Source organism: Paenibacillus sp. FSL K6-1566 (assembly GCF_038050475.1).
Taxonomy (GTDB): Bacteria; Bacillota; Bacilli; order Paenibacillales; family Paenibacillaceae; genus Paenibacillus_AQ; species Paenibacillus_AQ lactis.
The window spans coordinates 3,568,467-3,585,663 of sequence record NZ_JBBOSR010000001.1 but is presented as its reverse complement, the minus strand read 5'-3'; the positions used below and the strand labels follow the sequence as shown (position 1 = coordinate 3,585,663).

The 17,197-nt window shown below is 53.3% G+C and carries 13 protein-coding genes; 1 reads left to right on the top strand and 12 read right to left on the bottom strand.

Annotation, left to right across the window (positions count from 1 at the left end; translation table 11 throughout):
* The 4 genes from NST08_RS15720 to NST08_RS15705 all read right to left on the bottom strand — a co-directional run bounded on the left by NST08_RS15720 (position 1) and on the right by NST08_RS15705 (position 6,977).
* Positions 1-2,418: a DUF5682 family protein gene (locus NST08_RS15720; RefSeq protein WP_341341958.1), complete on the bottom strand. Its 2,418-nt coding sequence runs from the start codon at positions 2,416-2,418 to the stop codon at positions 1-3.
* Entirely contained in the window at positions 2,415-3,518 is a 1,104-nt protein-coding gene (locus NST08_RS15715) for an AAA family ATPase (protein WP_007128101.1), read from the bottom strand. The genes NST08_RS15720 and NST08_RS15715 overlap by 4 nt, the downstream gene beginning before the upstream one ends.
* Before the next feature lie 127 nt (positions 3,519-3,645).
* Positions 3,646-5,481, bottom strand: a complete 1,836-nt coding sequence (locus tag NST08_RS15710) for a HEAT repeat domain-containing protein (protein ID WP_341341957.1) — start codon at positions 5,479-5,481, stop codon at positions 3,646-3,648.
* 59 nt (positions 5,482-5,540) lie between these two features.
* Positions 5,541-6,977, bottom strand: a complete 1,437-nt coding sequence (locus NST08_RS15705; RefSeq protein WP_007128103.1) for an SWIM zinc finger family protein — start codon at positions 6,975-6,977, stop codon at positions 5,541-5,543.
* A 901-nt stretch (positions 6,978-7,878) separates the two neighbouring features.
* Between NST08_RS15705 and NST08_RS15700 the strand changes: the two genes are divergently transcribed.
* A protein-coding gene (locus tag NST08_RS15700; RefSeq protein WP_213617301.1) for an IS1182 family transposase occupies positions 7,879-9,239 on the top strand; the annotation gives its coding sequence in 2 pieces (ribosomal slippage) (positions 7,879-8,446 and positions 8,446-9,239; 1,362 coding nt in all).
* Between the two features lie 292 nt (positions 9,240-9,531).
* Here the strand turns inward: NST08_RS15700 and NST08_RS15695 are convergent.
* Genes NST08_RS15695 through yhfZ form a run of 8 tightly spaced genes read right to left on the bottom strand, consistent with a single transcriptional unit; the run spans position 9,532 to position 16,933 of the window.
* Complete coding sequence (locus NST08_RS15695) at positions 9,532-10,725, bottom strand: phosphopentomutase (protein ID WP_341341956.1); 1,194 nt, start codon at positions 10,723-10,725, stop codon at positions 9,532-9,534.
* 1 nt (position 10,726) lies between these two features.
* Positions 10,727-11,890: an alanine racemase gene (locus tag NST08_RS15690; RefSeq protein WP_341341955.1), complete on the bottom strand. Its 1,164-nt coding sequence runs from the start codon at positions 11,888-11,890 to the stop codon at positions 10,727-10,729.
* A gap of 4 nt (positions 11,891-11,894) precedes the next feature.
* Positions 11,895-13,001 (bottom strand): aminotransferase class V-fold PLP-dependent enzyme, encoded by a 1,107-nt coding sequence (locus NST08_RS15685; protein WP_341341954.1) that lies wholly within the window; start codon positions 12,999-13,001, stop codon positions 11,895-11,897.
* The gene (locus NST08_RS15680; protein ID WP_007128107.1) at positions 12,998-13,930 is read right to left on the bottom strand and encodes a phosphotriesterase family protein; all 933 of its coding nucleotides are present in this window, start codon (positions 13,928-13,930) and stop codon (positions 12,998-13,000) included. The genes NST08_RS15685 and NST08_RS15680 overlap by 4 nt, the downstream gene beginning before the upstream one ends.
* 12 nt (positions 13,931-13,942) lie before the next feature.
* The gene (locus NST08_RS15675) at positions 13,943-15,238 is read right to left on the bottom strand and encodes a YhfT family protein (protein WP_213615665.1); all 1,296 of its coding nucleotides are present in this window, start codon (positions 15,236-15,238) and stop codon (positions 13,943-13,945) included.
* 31 nt (positions 15,239-15,269) lie between these two features.
* The gene (locus NST08_RS15670) at positions 15,270-15,626 is read right to left on the bottom strand and encodes a DUF2620 domain-containing protein (protein WP_007128109.1); all 357 of its coding nucleotides are present in this window, start codon (positions 15,624-15,626) and stop codon (positions 15,270-15,272) included.
* Positions 15,627-15,652: 26 nt separating this feature from the next.
* Positions 15,653-15,997 carry a PRD domain-containing protein gene (locus NST08_RS15665; RefSeq protein ID WP_210094846.1) on the bottom strand — a complete coding sequence of 115 codons (345 nt, stop codon included), beginning with the start codon at positions 15,995-15,997 and terminating at the stop codon, positions 15,653-15,655.
* Positions 15,998-16,015: 18 nt separating this feature from the next.
* Positions 16,016-16,933: a GntR family transcriptional regulator YhfZ gene (gene yhfZ, locus NST08_RS15660; RefSeq protein WP_007128111.1), complete on the bottom strand. Its 918-nt coding sequence runs from the start codon at positions 16,931-16,933 to the stop codon at positions 16,016-16,018.
* Positions 16,934-17,197: the final 264 nt, after the last annotated feature.

Here is a 17,197-nt window from a genome sequence, read left to right as displayed (position 1 = left end):
TTAAAAGTCCCCAAAGTCGAATTCATTCAATTCATCCAGCATCTTGTCTTCTTCCTCCTTGAGATCCCCGGTCAATATTTCAGCCGCCTGCTCTGCATGAACGCCCCATAATTCACCCAGCGTCTCAGCGATCATCGTTTTTTCGTGCGGTGAGAAGGAGCTGAACGCCCGGCGCAGGAATACGAGCGCCCGCTTGAATTGCTCATCGTCCAGCGAAAGGATGTAATCGTTAAGCTGCTCCCACAGGCTCATACGAGATAGTAAGGCGTAACGGTTGCGCATAGACAGTCCTTCGAACCAGCCGGCCCCGAGGTCAGACGGAATGCCCGGCGACAGCCGCCGTGACACTTCCGCAGCGCACTGATCCGCATCCATCTCCCCTCGTTCCAGCAGCAAGGCGCAGGCGAAGCCGGAGAGCTTCGGATTACGGTCGTCCCGCTCGGACAGCTCGTTTAGTCCAACCAACCATAGCGGCACGTCGACAAATTCGTCATGCTCCTGCGCGATCCGGTTCAGGTCACCCATGGCGGCGACCATGCCGTACGCCGCCTCGTCGCTGCAATTAGCCGAATCGGACAGGTACAGACAGGCTCGATAGAACAGCTGTTCCAGCAGCGGCACGAGAGGCGCAGTGTCCGCACGGCGAATATCGCCGTAGGCGATGATTCGCGACAGTTCAGCCGCAGCGGCCGCGATCTGCGCCACGTCGCGGCTGTCTGCAGCCAACGACTGCAGCACGCGGCGACCGTCCTCCATCTGAGCGGTCATGCCGCATCGGACGGAGACGCCGATCAGCTCGGATGCCTCCGCGATGGAGGTGCAGCCTTCCAGCTTTTCCCTCAGACGATGGGCACAGGCGATTTCGATCGTTTCGCCTAGCAGAGTGGACTCGATTACCCGGATCTCAGCCTCCGGGGTCCATTGAATAATCCAATCCTCGGCCCAGACAGCACGGTCCCCGGCAGCCGGACGGGATTGGACGAACGGAATTTCCAGCAGTTCCAGACGGCGAAACAGAAAAGATCGGTGCAGGTCGAGGAAAGCAGCCTCCTCCGACGAAACCCGGCGATTCTCGCGCAGGTCGAGCGACAAGTCGGTCGCGACGGCGGTCTTGTATTGCGTCAGCTTGAGCCGCTTCAGCTCGCGGTTCAAGTCATCCTGCAGCGGCGTCTGGCTGACGCCTTCGGCTAGGGAGCCAATCTCCGTTCCAACGTCAACGCGGGCCAGCGCCTCGGCCACCACCGACAGCTCGCCGCGTCCGAGCAGCGTTTGCGCCGCGTCACGCAGCTCCATCAGCGTCGGGGCGCTTCCGCCGTGCAGCGAAGCCAGCCCTTCGGCCAACCGCACCGCTTCGATGACCTCGGCGGTGGAGCGGTGCGTGCCGGATACCCGCAGAAGACGGGCAACACTCGAGTGGTATAGTATCGGCAGCTCCTCAGGCCGCCCGTTCTCCATCGCCTCCCACATCATCTGGTAGTAATGCGGAGCGGTGTTGCCAGCCCCGTAGCCTGACAGGCTGGACAGCCGATAATACGAATACGGCATCAGCGTCAGCTTGGTCCGGCGCGAAGGTATCGCTGCCAGCTCTTCGTCGCTCATCGTACCCGACGAAGGATATTCCAATGCAGCCGCATGGTACGCGCCACAGACGACCACGATCTTCGCTGGATCATGCCCCGATTCGATCGTTTTCATAATCTGCCGCCGCATATAAGCTTCCCGCACTTGGTTGTATGCGAACTCTTCCGGCTGCTCGGCCCGCTCTCGCTCTTCACCGAGACTTCGTATCTCTGCGGAAAAGGTCAGGATGGATTCCCGGTACGCATCCGAATTGGCGTTGTGCTCATAATGCCGTTCCCAATATGATTCGTAATCGTGCTCGCCGGCCAATTCGGCGATTCGTTCGTAAACGGAGCGTTCCGATAACGAGTTCTCTGGTCCGGCTGTCGACGTGCCTGTAGTAGGCACCATTTCCTGCGGTAGCGCTCCCTGGGCCAATGACGACTCGCTGCCCATCCCTTCCGGCACGAGGCTCTTCCGGCGGGCGCGTTCTTCCTCATTGCGCCGCCGCAGATCCTCCAGAGCAATTGTCGCGTCCGACGGCAGATCGATCAACTCGCAGTGTGCTCCGTTCTTGGCAGCCCACCGCATCGCCTGCAGCTCCGGTGAATAGACGGCGAACGGCCACAGCGCCGTCCGGACAGGCATTTCATCCGTAAAGGCCAGCACCGCCACAGGCGGCACGGTCAACGGATGAATCAGGTCGCCAATCCGATCCGTCGCGTCCGATGGTCCTTCGATCAACACCGCCGTTGGGCGGACGCGATCGAGGTACTCCAGGAGATGGCGGGCACCTCCGGGGGAGAGGTGCCGGACGCCGAAGACGGAGACCCGGACGTCTTCCGCAGCGGTCTTCACTCGTTCAACTCCCTGCACGCCTGATACAGTCCGCGCCACTCCGATCCCCGTTTCTTCATGACGTTGTCAAGGTACTCCTTCCAGACCAATTTGTCCTTGTCGTCGTCTTTGACGATCGCGCCCTGCAGACCGGCAGCCAAATCTTCGTCCGTCAGTTCACCGCTACCGAAGCTTGCAGCCAGCGCCATGCTGTTGGTGAGCAGCGAAATGGCTTCGGCGGTAGAGATCACGCCCCCCGGAGATTTCAGTTTCTCCTTGCGGTCAAGCGTCATGCCGCTGCGCAGCTCGCGAAAGATGGTGACGACCTTCAGCAGTGCTTCGTCTGCCGGAGGAGCCGCCTGCAGCTGATACGAAGCGGCGATCTCGCCGACGCGCTTTTTGACGATTGAAAGTTCGGTCTCAAGATCGGAAGGCGACGGGAGCACAATGATGTTAAATCGGCGCTTGAGGGCGGCGGACATTTCGTTGACGCCGCGGTCGCGCGTATTCGCCGTGGCGATGATCGAGAAGCCTTTGCGGGCACTTGTCTCGCTGCCGAGCTCGGGAACCGAGACGGTCTTCTCGGACAAAATGGAGATCAGCGCGTCTTGAACCTCCGAGGCGCAGCGCGAAATTTCTTCAAAACGGGCGATGCTGCCATTTTCCATCGCGCGCATGATCGGGCTGCGCACCAGCGCCTCAGGCGTTGGGCCGTTCGCAAGCAGCATCGCATAGTTCCACGAATAACGGACCTGTTCTTCGGTCGTCCCGGCTGTTCCTTGCACAACAAGCCCTGAATTGCCGCACACCGCGGCCGACAGGTTCTCGGACAGCCAGGATTTGGCCGTGCCCGGCTCGCCGATCAGCAGCAGAGCCCGGTCGGTGACGAGCGTCGCGATTGCCATTTCAACCAGCCGCCGATTGCCAATGTACTTGGGTGTGATGTCCAATTTGCCGGCTTTGCCACCGGTAATATACTTCAACACGGCGCGGGGCGACATCTGCCACCCCGGAGGAACCGCTCCCTTATCTTCTTTAATAAGCGCTTCGATTTCATCTCGGTACAGCTGTTCCGCCGGAAGGCGCATGGCATCCTGCGCTTGCTTATTCGCTAACGTCATATCACGTTCTCCTCTCGCTAATGAATCTATTGGTTAAAGGACTTGCACTCCAATGCTGCCGTTTTCAATTCGGCAACGATCTTACGGGCCAGTCCGTAGCAGATCGGTCATGTCTCACATACGCCGGTTATACCGAAGCAGCCCTGCGGCGGAGCGCATGAATAATCTCTTCAAGCTTTTCCTTCAAGCTGTCGTACCGGACGTCCTTAATCAGAGCCTCTAAACGGTCCGCACTCTCCGAAGCGAGATGATCGGGGACGCGAAGCAGCCGCTCGCTCTCCTCCTCATACATGCTGTACGTGCGTTTCCAGTCTTTACGCTCCATCCATTTCATAAGGAGCTCATATTTCGTGTCCTCGTCCGCGTCGCATGCATCAAGCGAAGTGAAAATATAATGAGCGTCATGATGGTTTGCTTTCTCCATTGTACGCTCAATATACGGCAGCAGCCTCGAATTACCGGGAGCGGCCAGCGCGGATACCAGCTGCAGATCGTCGCGCTCGATGAGCCAATCGAGCCAGCGCGGATCCCATTCTGCCTCGATCTGATCCTGCGGCAGCCGGATGCGGACATACCCTTGGTAAGCATATAATTCATCTCTAAGCGTATCCAGCAGCGCTTTTTGGGCCCGCTGGGATTTTTTCGATACCACGGTCTTAAGTCGTCCCCAACCGGAACCAACGTACTGATCATACAGTTCAGCTGGCGTTAGCCTCCGCTTTGACGCATGGAAGGCGTAGGGCAAATAAATCGGGTCCTGTTCCTCCAGACGCTTAAGCACGTCAAGCGCCTCATCTGTATCCGTACTTTCAAGGTAGGCTGCAGCGTGCCTCAGGATGCGAATGCAGTCCCCACCATGGAGCCTTCCCAGCGCAGGGTAAGCCGACTGGTTTCCCGCCAGATCCAGGTACAGACGCTCAAGCTCGGGATGGCGCGCATATTCGAACGCGGTCAGGAACGGCTCCAGCGCGCTCCACTGCTTTTCTTTCGCCTTCTTATCCACCTCACCTGCGTCTCCCTTCCGAAGCAGCTCCTCGAACAGCGGCAACAGCATATCGATCATTTCGGCGGAGGGTGCATAGCCGATCGCTTCGGCTGCAAGCAAAGCATCCTTCCCTTTGAACGCATCGTACAGCCGCTCCCTAGCTGCTTCCGAGTTACGGACCGCCAGCGCCCTGTATGCGCCTTCCCGGACTGCCTTTTTCTTGTCTTGTGACCACTCCAGCAGCCGAGCTTCATAAGCCGGATGCGGGCCCAGGCAGGCGATGGCCGCAGAACGAACTTTATCAGCCCCTTCTTCGGCCGCATGGACAAGTCGTTCCAGTGACCGGGCGTCTTCCGGATCAACGCCAAGCTCCCTTACAACCTGCAAGCGCCGTTCTTCCTCACGCCCGCCCTGAATATCCATCTCAGACAGCAAGTATGGCACGATGGAGCGGCCGTAGCTCGGCAGAATGTTGCGTGCGGCGAAGTCCGCGATTTCCGAATACGAGTCGCTGAGTGCCTTCATGGCAAAAGGGAACAGCCGTAAATCTCGAAACAGCCCCTGCTCGTACGCCGACGTCACAATTTCATAGCGGCCTCCCCCTGATTCAGACAATGCGTTTTGTACCTCCGCTAACTGACGGTACGAATGCATTGTCGTCAGCTCAGGCAGCTCGTTATCCTTCTCCCGTTCTGTTACAACCTGTGCTTCTGCTGCCGTGGCTCCCTGCGTCGATAGCACTGAATTCAGCAACAGCGATACGTCTTGAAGGCGGACCGCTCTCGCTTCCGGGTCTGAAGGGCCCTTCAGTGCTGCCACGCCTTCGGCCAGCTTTTTGAATACAGGAGCCCGTTCTCCTAGCTGGGCCAGCTTCGGCTCCAGCCGTTTAAGGCGGAAATCCTCAGCCGCCAGGTCACTGCCTGCTATATATAGGCGGCGCAGCTCGCCTTGAAGTTCCTGCAATAAAGTCGTGCTCATTGGTTTCTCCTCCCGCTTTCCCCGATTTCCTATTGTTTTGAGATTCTGATCGCAGACGATTAGTACAGCAGCCGGGCAACCCGGTCCCCTTGCAGTATCGTCAGCGGCTGGGCGATAAGCCGGCCTGTGTCCATCCGGTGCTCAAACATCGCAAGCACACAGCAATCGACAAGCAGCGACGAATCGACCAGCGACAGAAGCTGCGTCGAGGCCTGAGGCAGCCGGTACACGTCGCCGAGCTGCAGCGTATTACCCGCGGAGTCCACCAGCGTGAATCCGCCGTCTTCCGTAGACGCTATCTGAGATACCTTCATCAGTACGACCGGCGATCGGTCGGCCAGCGGATCCTTGAGTTGGTTTTTAACGGCCTTGACCGCTTCGGGAATCGATGTCCATGCCGCGGCGCATGCAGCTTCCAGGTCGGCGTTTTCCATCGTGCGAGGCAGAATCCCCTCAAAACGCACCCTTGCGTTCATGCCGCCGGGATAACGATAAAGCTCGGCGATTTTCGCAACGTCGAAGAAGCTGTCTTCCTCCTTCATGAACTTTACCGCTTTGAACGGCCGATACTGCACCGTACGGTGAATGCGATCGCTGCCGAGCTCCAGCCAGAAACCGGTGTCCACGAATTCTCGCCGCGCTTCATCCTTGTAGCTGTAGAAAGCGAGCTGAAGCAGCTCGACGTTTTCGCTCACCCTTCCGGCTTCCTTCAATTCGGCCAACTGCCAGGCGTGTCCCAGCCATTCCTCGATGGTTGACTCCGTATCCGGCTTCAGGTCCGGGTCCTCTTGTTTGGCCAGCAGGTATGCCCTGCCCTTCTTGATAAAAGCGTGCAGCAGCGTTAACTGCTCCGCCGCATATGTATAACTGATTTCGCGGTCGTTCTCTTCCAGCAGCAGGGCGAGCCGGCGCAGCTCATTCTCCGCTCCGGTCAAGTAGCTGCTGCCAAGCCGTTTGGCGTGCTCATTCAGGCTCTTGACCGTCCGGGCGTCCGTAGTTCCTAGACCTCCGCGCACCAGCGAGAGCACAAGCTTCTCCAATTCGCCCAACGCCTCAAGCTGCTTGGCGATCTTCTTCTTTAGCGCACTTTTGTTGACTTTCTTCGGCTTGTCGGTCAGTTCCCCGCTTTCTCGTTTAGCCTTGTTTTCCTCCCGCTTCTCCGCTTTTTCCCGCTTGGACGCAATGTCCTCCGGTACTGCTCCCTTCTCAAAGCTTATACCGTCTGCATAAGCGTACATTAAGCCAAGGGCATGCTTGCACGGAAATTGCCGGCTCGGGCAGCTGCATCGCGCGACTGGATTGTCCGGCGTGATAAAATCAACGGAGCATACGTAATTGGATTTCCCGCTGCCCAAGCACTCCCCGAATAGCAGGTCTTCATCCTCGGATACGTTGAGCTTTATAAACTTGCTCTTTTGTACAAGTCCCCGTCCGTTTTTGGCTGCGGCCGCATTCGGAGCGAGTGAATCGATATAAGATGTTGTCAATTGAAGCAAATGAAACGTCTCCTTCCCTCTGATTCCTCTTCAAAGAATATTGAGCTTTGCATAATTGTATGAACGCAAGAAATTCTCGTTAGCAATTAAAAAAGCTATCCGATTCTCCAATTTCATAGACAACGAAATAATGCAAATTCTGCTCCTGAACACGATTGCGTTATATAAACCAGCACTATGAAAAGAAGCTGTTTTCGCGAATATATGTAGTGCGCCCGTGCATCTTATGTACTTCCGTAGATATTCCTCTATTGAAGCAGTTGCGAGAATATAATCGTCCGCAAATAGCGGAATGGATTGATTAGCTTAAGAAAAATCTTGATCTCATTCATGCAGAACTAGCGCCGAGTTCCCAACCATACTAACGGTCAAATCTACAAAAAAACATGAGTGCGCGCTGGCTCTATCTATTCACATCCGTTTGTTCCGCATTCGATGGCTTGGTTTCTTATTTCAGTAACCCAAAATCCAAACGCTCAAATAAATCAATCATTCATTAATTTGCGGGATAGCCGCATCACGCAGCCAACCTGCTGCAATCACATCCCTTCTGCTTCATTGCCAGTATTAATCCATATTCATCCATTATATCAAATATTGATCTACTGCAGGTAACCGATCATTGAGGATGCCGAGCACTCCCAGATACTCTCTGCCGAACCCTGAATTAACCTCTTCCCTTCCCATCTAAAAGGCAGCTTCTCACGCACATATTTAAGGGAGCATCATAGCTTATAACCTGACTAGGTGGTGCCCACAAAACACAAAAATGCTTCCGAGAGGAAGCATTCAGGCTGTCGAGAAAGTCTCGACAGCTATTTTCTTGTGAATTTAATTCAACACGACACCGCGTTAATGTTGTATAATGGTATTAAATAAACCGTTCGGAAGGGTGTTACATATGTTGCGTTCGAATCGAGAAAAACAGCAGGCTTACGAATTTGTTTCGATTGAAGAATTGGTTCCTCAAGATCATCTGCTCCGTAAAGTGGACAAGTATATCGATTTCTCTTTCATCGACGAAAAGGTTCGTCCGCTTTACTGTGCTGATAATGGGCGGCCAGCTATCGACCCTGTCGTGTTATTTAAAATGATTTTCCTCGGTTATTTTTATGGCATCCGTTCCGAACGCCAACTCGAACGTGAGATTCAAACCAATCTTGCTTACCGCTGGTTTTTGGGGTTAGGTCTAACCGACAAAGTGCCTGACCATTCTACGATTAGCTGGAATCGTCGCACTCGCTTTAAAGACACCGAGATTTTTCAGGAGATCTTCGATGAGATTGTGCTTCAAGCTATCCAGCACCGTATGGTGGGCGGACGTGTCTTAGTTACCGATTCAACCCACGTCAAAGCGAGTGCGAACAAGCATAAATACACAAAGGAGCAGGTTTTACAAAACACCCGTGACTATGTGAGTGAACTTAATGCTGCCGTGGAGGCTGACCGGAATGCACATGGAAAAAAGCGCTAAAGCCTAGAGAGGACGTGATCGAGGAAAAGGAAGTCAAAGTGAGCACGACAGATCCCGACAGCGGTTATATGATCCGTGATGGGAAACCGGAAGGATTTTTCTACTTAGATCACCGTACTGTGGACCTGAAATACAATATGATTACGGATGTACATGTCACCGCTGGAAATGTCCATGATTCTGTACCGTATTTATCCCGTTTGGATCGTCAACAACAACGATTTGGTTTTAAAGTCGAAGCCGTTGCTCTGGACTCCGGGTATTTGACTTCACCCATTTGCAAAGGGCTGCAAAGCCGAAATATTTTTGCCGTTATTGCTCACCGAAGATTTCACTCAACCCAAGGTTTATTCCCAAAATGGAAGTTCACTTATGACGCACAGCGTAATGTTTATGTCTGTCCAGCGAAGCACGAATTACCGTACACGACGACCAACCGCGAGGGATACCGGCAGTACGCTTCGGATCCACAGCATTGCAAGAACTGCCCGTTATTAAACGAATGCACACGGTCTCGCAACCACCGAAAGGTGGTAACCCGTCATGTCTGGGAGGACAGCAAAGAGTGGGTGCGAGGCAACCGGTTGAGTCGATCCGGGAAATATCTCTACCGAAAACGAAAAGAAACGATTGAGCGAAGCTTCGCGGATGCCAAAGAGCTCCATGGGTTTCGCTATTGCCGTTTGCGCGGTTTGCAGAACGTCAGGGAACAGGCCTTGATGACGGCAGCCGTGCAGAACATGAAGAAGATGGCGATCCACCTGGATCGCCTGGAAAAACGGGGGTAGCCCCCTCATATTTTTCTTAACTTAGTTACTTTGGAAATACAGAGAAACCCTGATCCTTTAAAAGGACAGGGTTTCTCGACAATCTGAATGCTTCCGAGAGGAAGCATTCTGTGTAATTAACTGAGCTTGGTGTTGTTGTTGAAAAATTCCCACTGCCAATATCGAGCTTTCAGAACGCTTCGCAGAAGGGTGGATCGGCGACGATGGCATTCCGTACCTGGTGCCTCTACCGGCGCGCCGTGTAATGATTACTGCTGCACGATGCTCAGCGTCGACGCTCGCAGGACCAAGCTTACCGTTTAAGGATCAATGGCAAAAAGCTGGTCCCGTATTCGGGAGCTCCGATCCCGACATATTCCGCCATCGTGGCTGCAATATCCGCCATCGTGCTCCGTTCACCGATGAATACCGGCTTAATTTGCTGGCCGACGATCAGAATCGGCGTCTGCTCCCGCGTATGGTTGGAGTGACCGATCGTCGGATCGTTGCCGTGATCGGCCGTAATGATGAGCATATCATCTTCTCCCATCTCGGGTATGAAGGTATCCAGGAACCGGTCCGATGCTTCCAGCACTTCCTTATACCATTGGCAATCCTCTTTGTGACCGGCAAGATCGGTCTCCTGAACATTAACGAGGAAGATGGCATTTTCCTCGGCCTCCACATACTTCCGGCGATAGGTTGCCAGGACGTCTTTCGTCTCCACAACCGGATCGTTGAAACCGTTGGCCGAAATGACGTCCGCCGTTTTTCCGATGCGATAAACAGGCAGCCCGCTTCTCTCGGCCATATAAGCGAATTGTTTTTCAAACTCTACCCCATAGCCGAGATGCACCACTTGGTAACCTTCGCCGTAAACATTGGCCTTGGGCGCGTCCACCCCCCATTGGCCCGGGTGTTTTTCCCTCACGACCGATAAAATCGTGTCGATATCTGTCTTTATATTACCAAATACGATCACCCGGCTTGTGTCCACATGGGCACGAACGACTTTTCCGATCTTCACGACCTCATCAAACGGCAGCTTATTCAAATCTCCAACAACATTGATAATGTTGCCGAGCTGGGATTCCAGGTTATCGCCCACAACGACCGCGCCTTCCACGAGCAGAACCGTTGCACCCGCAACGGGGAGCTCCACTCGATACCCGGCTGCCTCAAGAGCAGACCTGATTCTTGGTCCGATCTCTGACATTAGACGTTTGGCCGGCATTCCGGGCTTGCTGCCCATCAGCTCCTGATGCCCCATGAAGGTATCGGCCCCATAATGAGCCAGATTGCTCCGTCCATAGGCCCCGAGCGGCTCGCCGGTATCGTCTACCAGCTTGCCAAGCCCTAAACGGTACAGAACCGGAATCGCAAGCGGCACCGTTTCCCGAATATGGTTGTACGTATGGGCATCCACATCCTCCGGCTTAAGCGTCCGGCAATCCTTCATTGCGCCAATTCCGAATCCATCGAGTACGAGTAAGGATAGTTTTCCCATGTTACATCCCTCTTTTCTGGAAATGAACCAATTCCGGCTTAAGGCTGTTCACTCCTCTTACAAAAGCGACATGAGCTCTGGTTACGAAAATTTGCGTACGGAACGCGTAGATCACGGTATCACCGACCTCCATCGGCTGTTCCCGCTCCAAGCATCCGTAGTAATCGATATTTTCCGCAGAGTACTGACTGACCTTCGCCTTCTGGGAAGTCACGTCGCGCGAGGTCGAACCGTAAAGCGCCTGATGCATATGCGACCGCGGATAAAATCCGCCGGCAATCGTATAGGCGTACTCATCGTCCATATGAGAAATCTCCGATACATATACAATGCTCGGTATTTCGACAAGCCGATCGTTGTATGCATGCAGCGGGGTCGTGCCTGTCAGTGCATGGCCGGGCTCGCCATGCGTGACGCCATGGCGTTTCAACAGCGGGATGGTGTGACAGCTGGTCGCACTTGGAGCATTCACTTGCTGAATCTCTATGCCGTGCATCCGAAGGGTCTCCACAGCGGTCAGCAGCGTCTCCAGATTCGGCGTAATGTCAAAATCCGTGTTCTCGGCGTTGATCTGAAGCACGGGAAAGCTGGTCGCCCCCACGATTCGGATTCCCCGCAGCTTCCTCAGCTCCGGCAGGAGCCGCTCAAGCTCATGGAGCAAAAATCCGCCGAACTGACCGGGGAATATTGCATCGCCGGGACGGATGACTCTCAGAATAACATCTTGTACCTGTCCAAGTGCCACAGCGGCTTCCGACAATTGGACCGCCCGTTCCAGAGAAAACAAGGTTACCACTTCGGGTTTGATCTCACGCAGCACATCCGCCCATTGGCTTTTGCTCGGCTGTACGATATGCCCGATATTGCCAATGCGGCACCCGGCTTCGGCCAGCGCATAAGCCTCATCGATGTCCACCGCCACCGCTTGCCTGATTCCGCATTGCTCGATCAGCTTACCGGCATAACCGCTGCGGCCAATTTGTTTGGTCATGTAATAGAGCTTCATGTCATACTGTTCCGCCATTTCAGACAGAGCGCGGGCGTTATGCATGAGTCCATCCGCATCGATCACATACGTATTGGCCGGTATCTCCCCCCTCTGGTGAAGGATCGCCGCCGCACGGATCAACCCCTCATTCCGTTGTAAAGTCATATCTACAAACATGCAGTTACCCCCTAAATTCCTGCAGAACATTTTCTAAGATGCGGATAACCGTATCTGCCGATGCTTTCATCGGGTTGATGCGAAGACCGTATTCTTTGAGCTTGGGCTCACTCTCCAGAAAGCTTCCCGATACCCGGTATATCATCGGCACCAGCTCAAAGCGCGATTCCGCCCCTACCGGATAAGTGGCCGCTCCATAATAGGATGCGCGTTCGATAACCGCCGACGCAATCGGCTGCTCCAGTTCAACAATGACATTCTTGGACTGCGAATTCGTGATATACGCTTCCTTGATGCCTGACACTTCTCCTGAAGCCAAACGTCGGCACAGTTTCTCCACCTGCTCGTTTTGAATCGCCAGCATGACGGGGGCCAACACCATGCTGCGCAGCAGCTCATGCGCTTCGTAACCTTGTACTTGGCCTCCGCCGGAGTAGTTGCGCTCGTGCAGCTTCTCGATCCCTTCCCGCTTGCCGATGATCACGCCGATCCCTTGGGGACCCATCAGCTTAAATCCGGAGAATGTAGAATAGTCAGCCCCATATTCCGAACCGATTCCAAGCATTTTCATCGCGCAGTAGTTATCATCGACCACGATCGGCAAATCGGGACGCTTCCGTTTAACTAGCGCGATCAGGTCTTGGAGAAGATACGTATCCGTAGGCTGCTGCCGCGCATGCTGTACATAAAACACCTTGGAAGTCCGATCGTTCTCGAGCAGCTTCGCCACGGCATCCATGTCATTAAAGTCGGCTTGGGACTGCCGCAGTCCCATTAAACGAAAGGTTTCCTTGGTCGTGGTATACATCGGTGCGGTGTGTACGATAACCGAATCTCCTGGTTCGACCAGCACGCTTAAAATTCCCCGGATCGCTCCGGTACCGCTGCCCCGCACCAGCGCGCAATGCTCGCCTCCAAACGTACGGGCAAGCACCCTCTCGACGCGGGACGTAACAAGCGGCCTGTGGAACTCCGGATGCAGCCCCACATCGCCGACTTGGAAAAATTCGTTGTTCGCAAACTCTCTCGTAATTTCATCGATCAATGTAAACTGCAGCTGCTGAGCTTGCTCCATCGTGCGGTTTTTCAATACCGATTGTTCATATTTCATGCTGACATGTCACCCGCCTTTCGAATACTGAAAGCCCGCTGCGGATTGCCCACCAGCAATTTGTTGATCACTTCATCCGTGATTCCCCGCCCGCGCAAGGCAGGCACGAAAGACCTTAACACCACGTCATAGCCCTGTCCGCCGAACGCGCGCAGATGCGATTTACGCGTCAGATCCGTGGACAATAGGAGCTGGTCCTCATATCCGTGCTCGATAAACTTCAATAAGGATTCCAAGCGGGCGTTGTCACTCCGGTAGTTTTCCTTGCCGATCGTATCCATTGCAACGTAAACGCCTGCCTTCAGCACCTCGAGCACCACTTCATCCTGCTCGTTCAGATCCTGATGGCCAATAATTACTTGATCCAGCGGCATTTCTTCCGCAGAAAACAGCTCGATCTGCTCCAAAGCACAGGTCCCCAGCGTTGTATGCGTAGATAACGGAAGCCCTGTTTCCTTTGCCGCAGCGACCGCTCCGTGGAACAGCTCCGTCTCGATCGGTTTGAATTCGTTTAGGCTGCTGCCGATCTCGCCGATCACCCCTGGCTTAATTCCCGTATCCGCGATGCCGGATCGAATCTCTCGAATCATCCACTCGGCGAATTGATCCCGGTTCCAGCGCAGCTTATCATCAGGAATGAAAGGGTCTTTATAACAGCCCGTGCTCGCAACAATATGAATATTGGAGGCTTTACTGATCTCGGCAAGCTTTCGCGGATTTCGTCCCATTCCGTCATTGGTAACCTCGATGATGGCCCGGCCGCCATAGGCATAAAAGCTCTTCAGATCATCCAAGACAAGCCCCGTATCTTGCAGGCAGGTATCTTCATTCTTCTTAATACGGCTCAGATCCACGTATAGATGCTCGTGACAGGCGCATACGCCAAGCTTCTCCGGTTGTATGGGCCCAAGTACGGTCTGGATGTACATTTCTCTCTCTCCTTACTGTGGTGGTGTATACAATCCAAGCAGAACCAGTATGTTCCCTAGGATACCGACAGCGATAGCTCCCACAGGACCTACGGCCATCCGAACGATCGGACGTCCCGCCGCCTCATTCAACAGATAGAAGCCGGCAATCCCAAAGTAACCGAGCCCCGGCACGATGGCATTGGCTGCATTCGCTCCCCCGATCAGAAGCGCGACCTCAAGAACGCGGGTCATCGAAGTCCGGATGCTTTCACCCGAGGCGCGGATGCCCGGGTACCGATCCAGAAATTTGGCCATTTTGGACAATAACTGAATTTCCAGGAAGATGACAAGGGCGCCGAGCAGCGCTGCAACGAGCGGATTCGGAGAAAATATCCCCACTCCGAATACGAACGTAAACCCGACTGGGCCGAATACGCCGGTAGCGATCGCCGTACTGGCGATCAGCGGGACAAATCCAATGGCTTTGGCCAGGGAGGCAATGCCGCCTTCCGAGATTTTTCCGTCAGCCAGCAGGCTCAGCGAGATCGGATCGCCGGCAATTAACAGAAGATTGGTGGCTGCCGCGGCTAAACCGCCGCTGATCATGACGATCCACGAAAACTTTTTAATGCGCGTCACGCGATCCGTAAACATGGAGGCAAGTGTTGAAAGGCTCTGATCCTCGGATTTTTCCTTCATCGCAAACGTGATAAGAAACGCCATGCCCACGATCAACGCGATGCCTTCCGGACTCAAAACAACCGGCGTGCCTTCAATTTGAATAAGTCCTTTTGTGTTGCTGAAAACAACGAGCTGTCTGGCCAATGCAGCCACCAGAAAAGCAATGACGCCTTTTTTGATCGAAAATTGAAGCGCGATGGCCAGGGCGGGAAATACCATAAAGGATACAACGACGGGCTCGCCAATTTTGTTGAATCCGTCAATAAAATTAAGCGGAAGCATTTCAAACGCTTTCACAACTGCCTGAAGCCCGAAGTAGATACCCGCGCCATATACGCCCCCTAGCGCTCCGGCAGCAGCTGTGCTCAATTTGCCTCGTTTAAAAGACAACCCGATGATATCGGTCCCGAGTAGAATGCTATGGATAAGCAAAATGCTTCCTGATATCGAAATGGGGATCCCGTAACCGATCACAAGCCCGAAGCTCATGGCAAAAGCGGTGACGCCCAGCTCCTTCCGGCTCATCCGCCCTTCCAGATTCTCAGGGACGATCGGTCTAAGACCGTCATTAAATACGGCGATCCCCAAGTTGGCCATAATTGCAGTCACGATCCCTAGCCCGATTAACAACAAAGCTTCCAGCATAAGATGTCCCCCTAATCATTTGACGTAACGCTTACTTGGTAAGTGCTTTCATAAGAAATTCTACTGCCTTCTCTTTGTGGTCTCCGGTAAAGCCGAATGCCTTAGCGCCTTGCGCGACGGCCTGATCGACTTTCTCTTGTGTCGGCGGCTGTCCCGGCATGGAAATCGTAGCACAATTCGACTTGCCTACCATCGCGATGGCCATGGCCAATGCTCCGCCCCCTCCGGTATAGCAAGCGCCCACGTAGTAATCGGCTTGTCCCATCTTCAGAGCCATTGCAGCTTCCAGATCCGATTTAACGGTTACTTCCACATCGGCTCCGCCATGCTGTTTGACCAAAGCTTCAATTTCTTTCTTTTCCACTTGCCCGCCAATCACGATTTTCATGACAATTCTCCTCTTTTCGTTTGTTTTTAGATTTCTGAAGCGTTAACGAAATGCATGATCAGGTACTGTCTTTCCTCATCCGGAAGCTTGCCGTCCATTTGGGACTCGATCCACTTTACGTTTTCTGCAGCTTGGGCAAAATGAGGAGAGCGTCTGATTTCCTGCATGATCTCCTCAGGCGGAGCGTTTAGCTCCTCGCTGCGCTCGATCCGGGTAACGGCCATCCCCAGATGAGTCACCAGCTTTTTGTATTTCTTCTCATTGTCCGGCTGTACGAATCTTTCAATCGTTGCCTCGCACAGCTTCATGGCGCCAGGTGTAATCGTGTTGGTAGAAAATAAAATATCCAGTCGTTCTCTCAAAGCACTCACGCTTCTCCACACTCCCTGTCAGTATTTAGGAATGAGCACGCCACGCTCCACCTGCTTCTGGATTTGCATGACATGATCGGTTGATATCTGATCGAACATAAACTCCATTTTCTTATTGTTTTTGTTTACGACGCATACAGCCTGACTCATTTCCTTGTCCATTTCCAACGCTTCCTTGGAGGACAGCTCGGACAAATAGAATGAACCGTTGTCGATTTCATCCACATTCCATACCATTGCGTCGATCGACTTGGCTTTTAAATGCTCCAGCAAATGCATATAGTTCAGGTTGATCAGCTCGACATCCTTGCCCTTAACTTCAAGATTCGTTAATACTTGTTGGTCAATAGAGTAACTGTCGATTCCGATTTTCATCCCGTCTTGGATCCCGCTTGTTTCCTCCGCAAAAACTACCGCATGACGCGAAACGTATGAACCGCTTCCGAATTCCTTTACAATCACGAGTTCTTCGGATTTGCGGATCGCCGTCATTGCGGCATATTTGGAAACAAGTGCGAAATCATATCGACCATCAATGACATTGTCCAGACGAACGGTCGCACCGCGCATAAAGGCACAGTGCAGAGGGATGCCGATTTTTTCGAAGCTTGCGTGCATTGCCGTTGCCAATCCCTCGTATTTACGGGAGTAAGGAAGCGGCATAACGCCGATGATACTGCTTACCCCGCAGCATTGAAGCAGCAGGTCCATGTTCTTATTTCGGAGAAAGGTGCCTAGATGCCCTCTGGACTCGAGCGAAATACATTGGCTTTCCTCCATTTTTTTCAAAACATTTTGAATCGTGCCGCGGCCAACGCCGTATTTACCCGACAGCTCCTCAATTCGGGGAATACGGGAATCCAGTTCAATAAAGAGAAGCTCTTCCGCTAGGTTTTTTAAAACCACGCTGCTTTTGGAGTTCAATCCTTGAATCACGTTACCCGGTTCACCTCCTCAATATACAATATTCTGTATTTTGTATTTGATGACATCATATCATCGTGCTACAGGGACTTCAATACTTTTTTCTGAATTTAAGTCAACTTATTTCACATCGTTATCGGAAAGTGTTGGATCAACATCGAATGTAATGCGTTTTCATGCGGGTTTTTGAACGTTCATCCGGGGAACAGGGGCTGTATCGACTCTTTTTTTTGTAATTATTTATGTTTTATTTTCAGAAAGTTTCACTTGTTGTCA

Coding starts and splice junctions, on each gene's coding strand:
- NST08_RS15670 (WP_007128109.1), bottom strand. CDS start 15,626: ATGAAAATCGTGATTGGCGGGCAAGTGGAAAAGAAAGAAATTGAAGCT.
- NST08_RS15690 (WP_341341955.1), bottom strand. CDS start 11,890: ATGTTTGTAGATATGACTTTACAACGGAATGAGGGGTTGATCCGTGCG.
- NST08_RS15675 (WP_213615665.1), bottom strand. CDS start 15,238: ATGCTGGAAGCTTTGTTGTTAATCGGGCTAGGGATCGTGACTGCAATT.
- NST08_RS15680 (WP_007128107.1), bottom strand. CDS start 13,930: ATGTACATCCAGACCGTACTTGGGCCCATACAACCGGAGAAGCTTGGC.
- NST08_RS15695 (WP_341341956.1), bottom strand. CDS start 10,725: ATGGGAAAACTATCCTTACTCGTACTCGATGGATTCGGAATTGGCGCA.
- NST08_RS15685 (WP_341341954.1), bottom strand. CDS start 13,001: ATGAAATATGAACAATCGGTATTGAAAAACCGCACGATGGAGCAAGCT.
- NST08_RS15715 (WP_007128101.1), bottom strand. CDS start 3,518: ATGACGTTAGCGAATAAGCAAGCGCAGGATGCCATGCGCCTTCCGGCG.
- NST08_RS15710 (WP_341341957.1), bottom strand. CDS start 5,481: ATGAGCACGACTTTATTGCAGGAACTTCAAGGCGAGCTGCGCCGCCTA.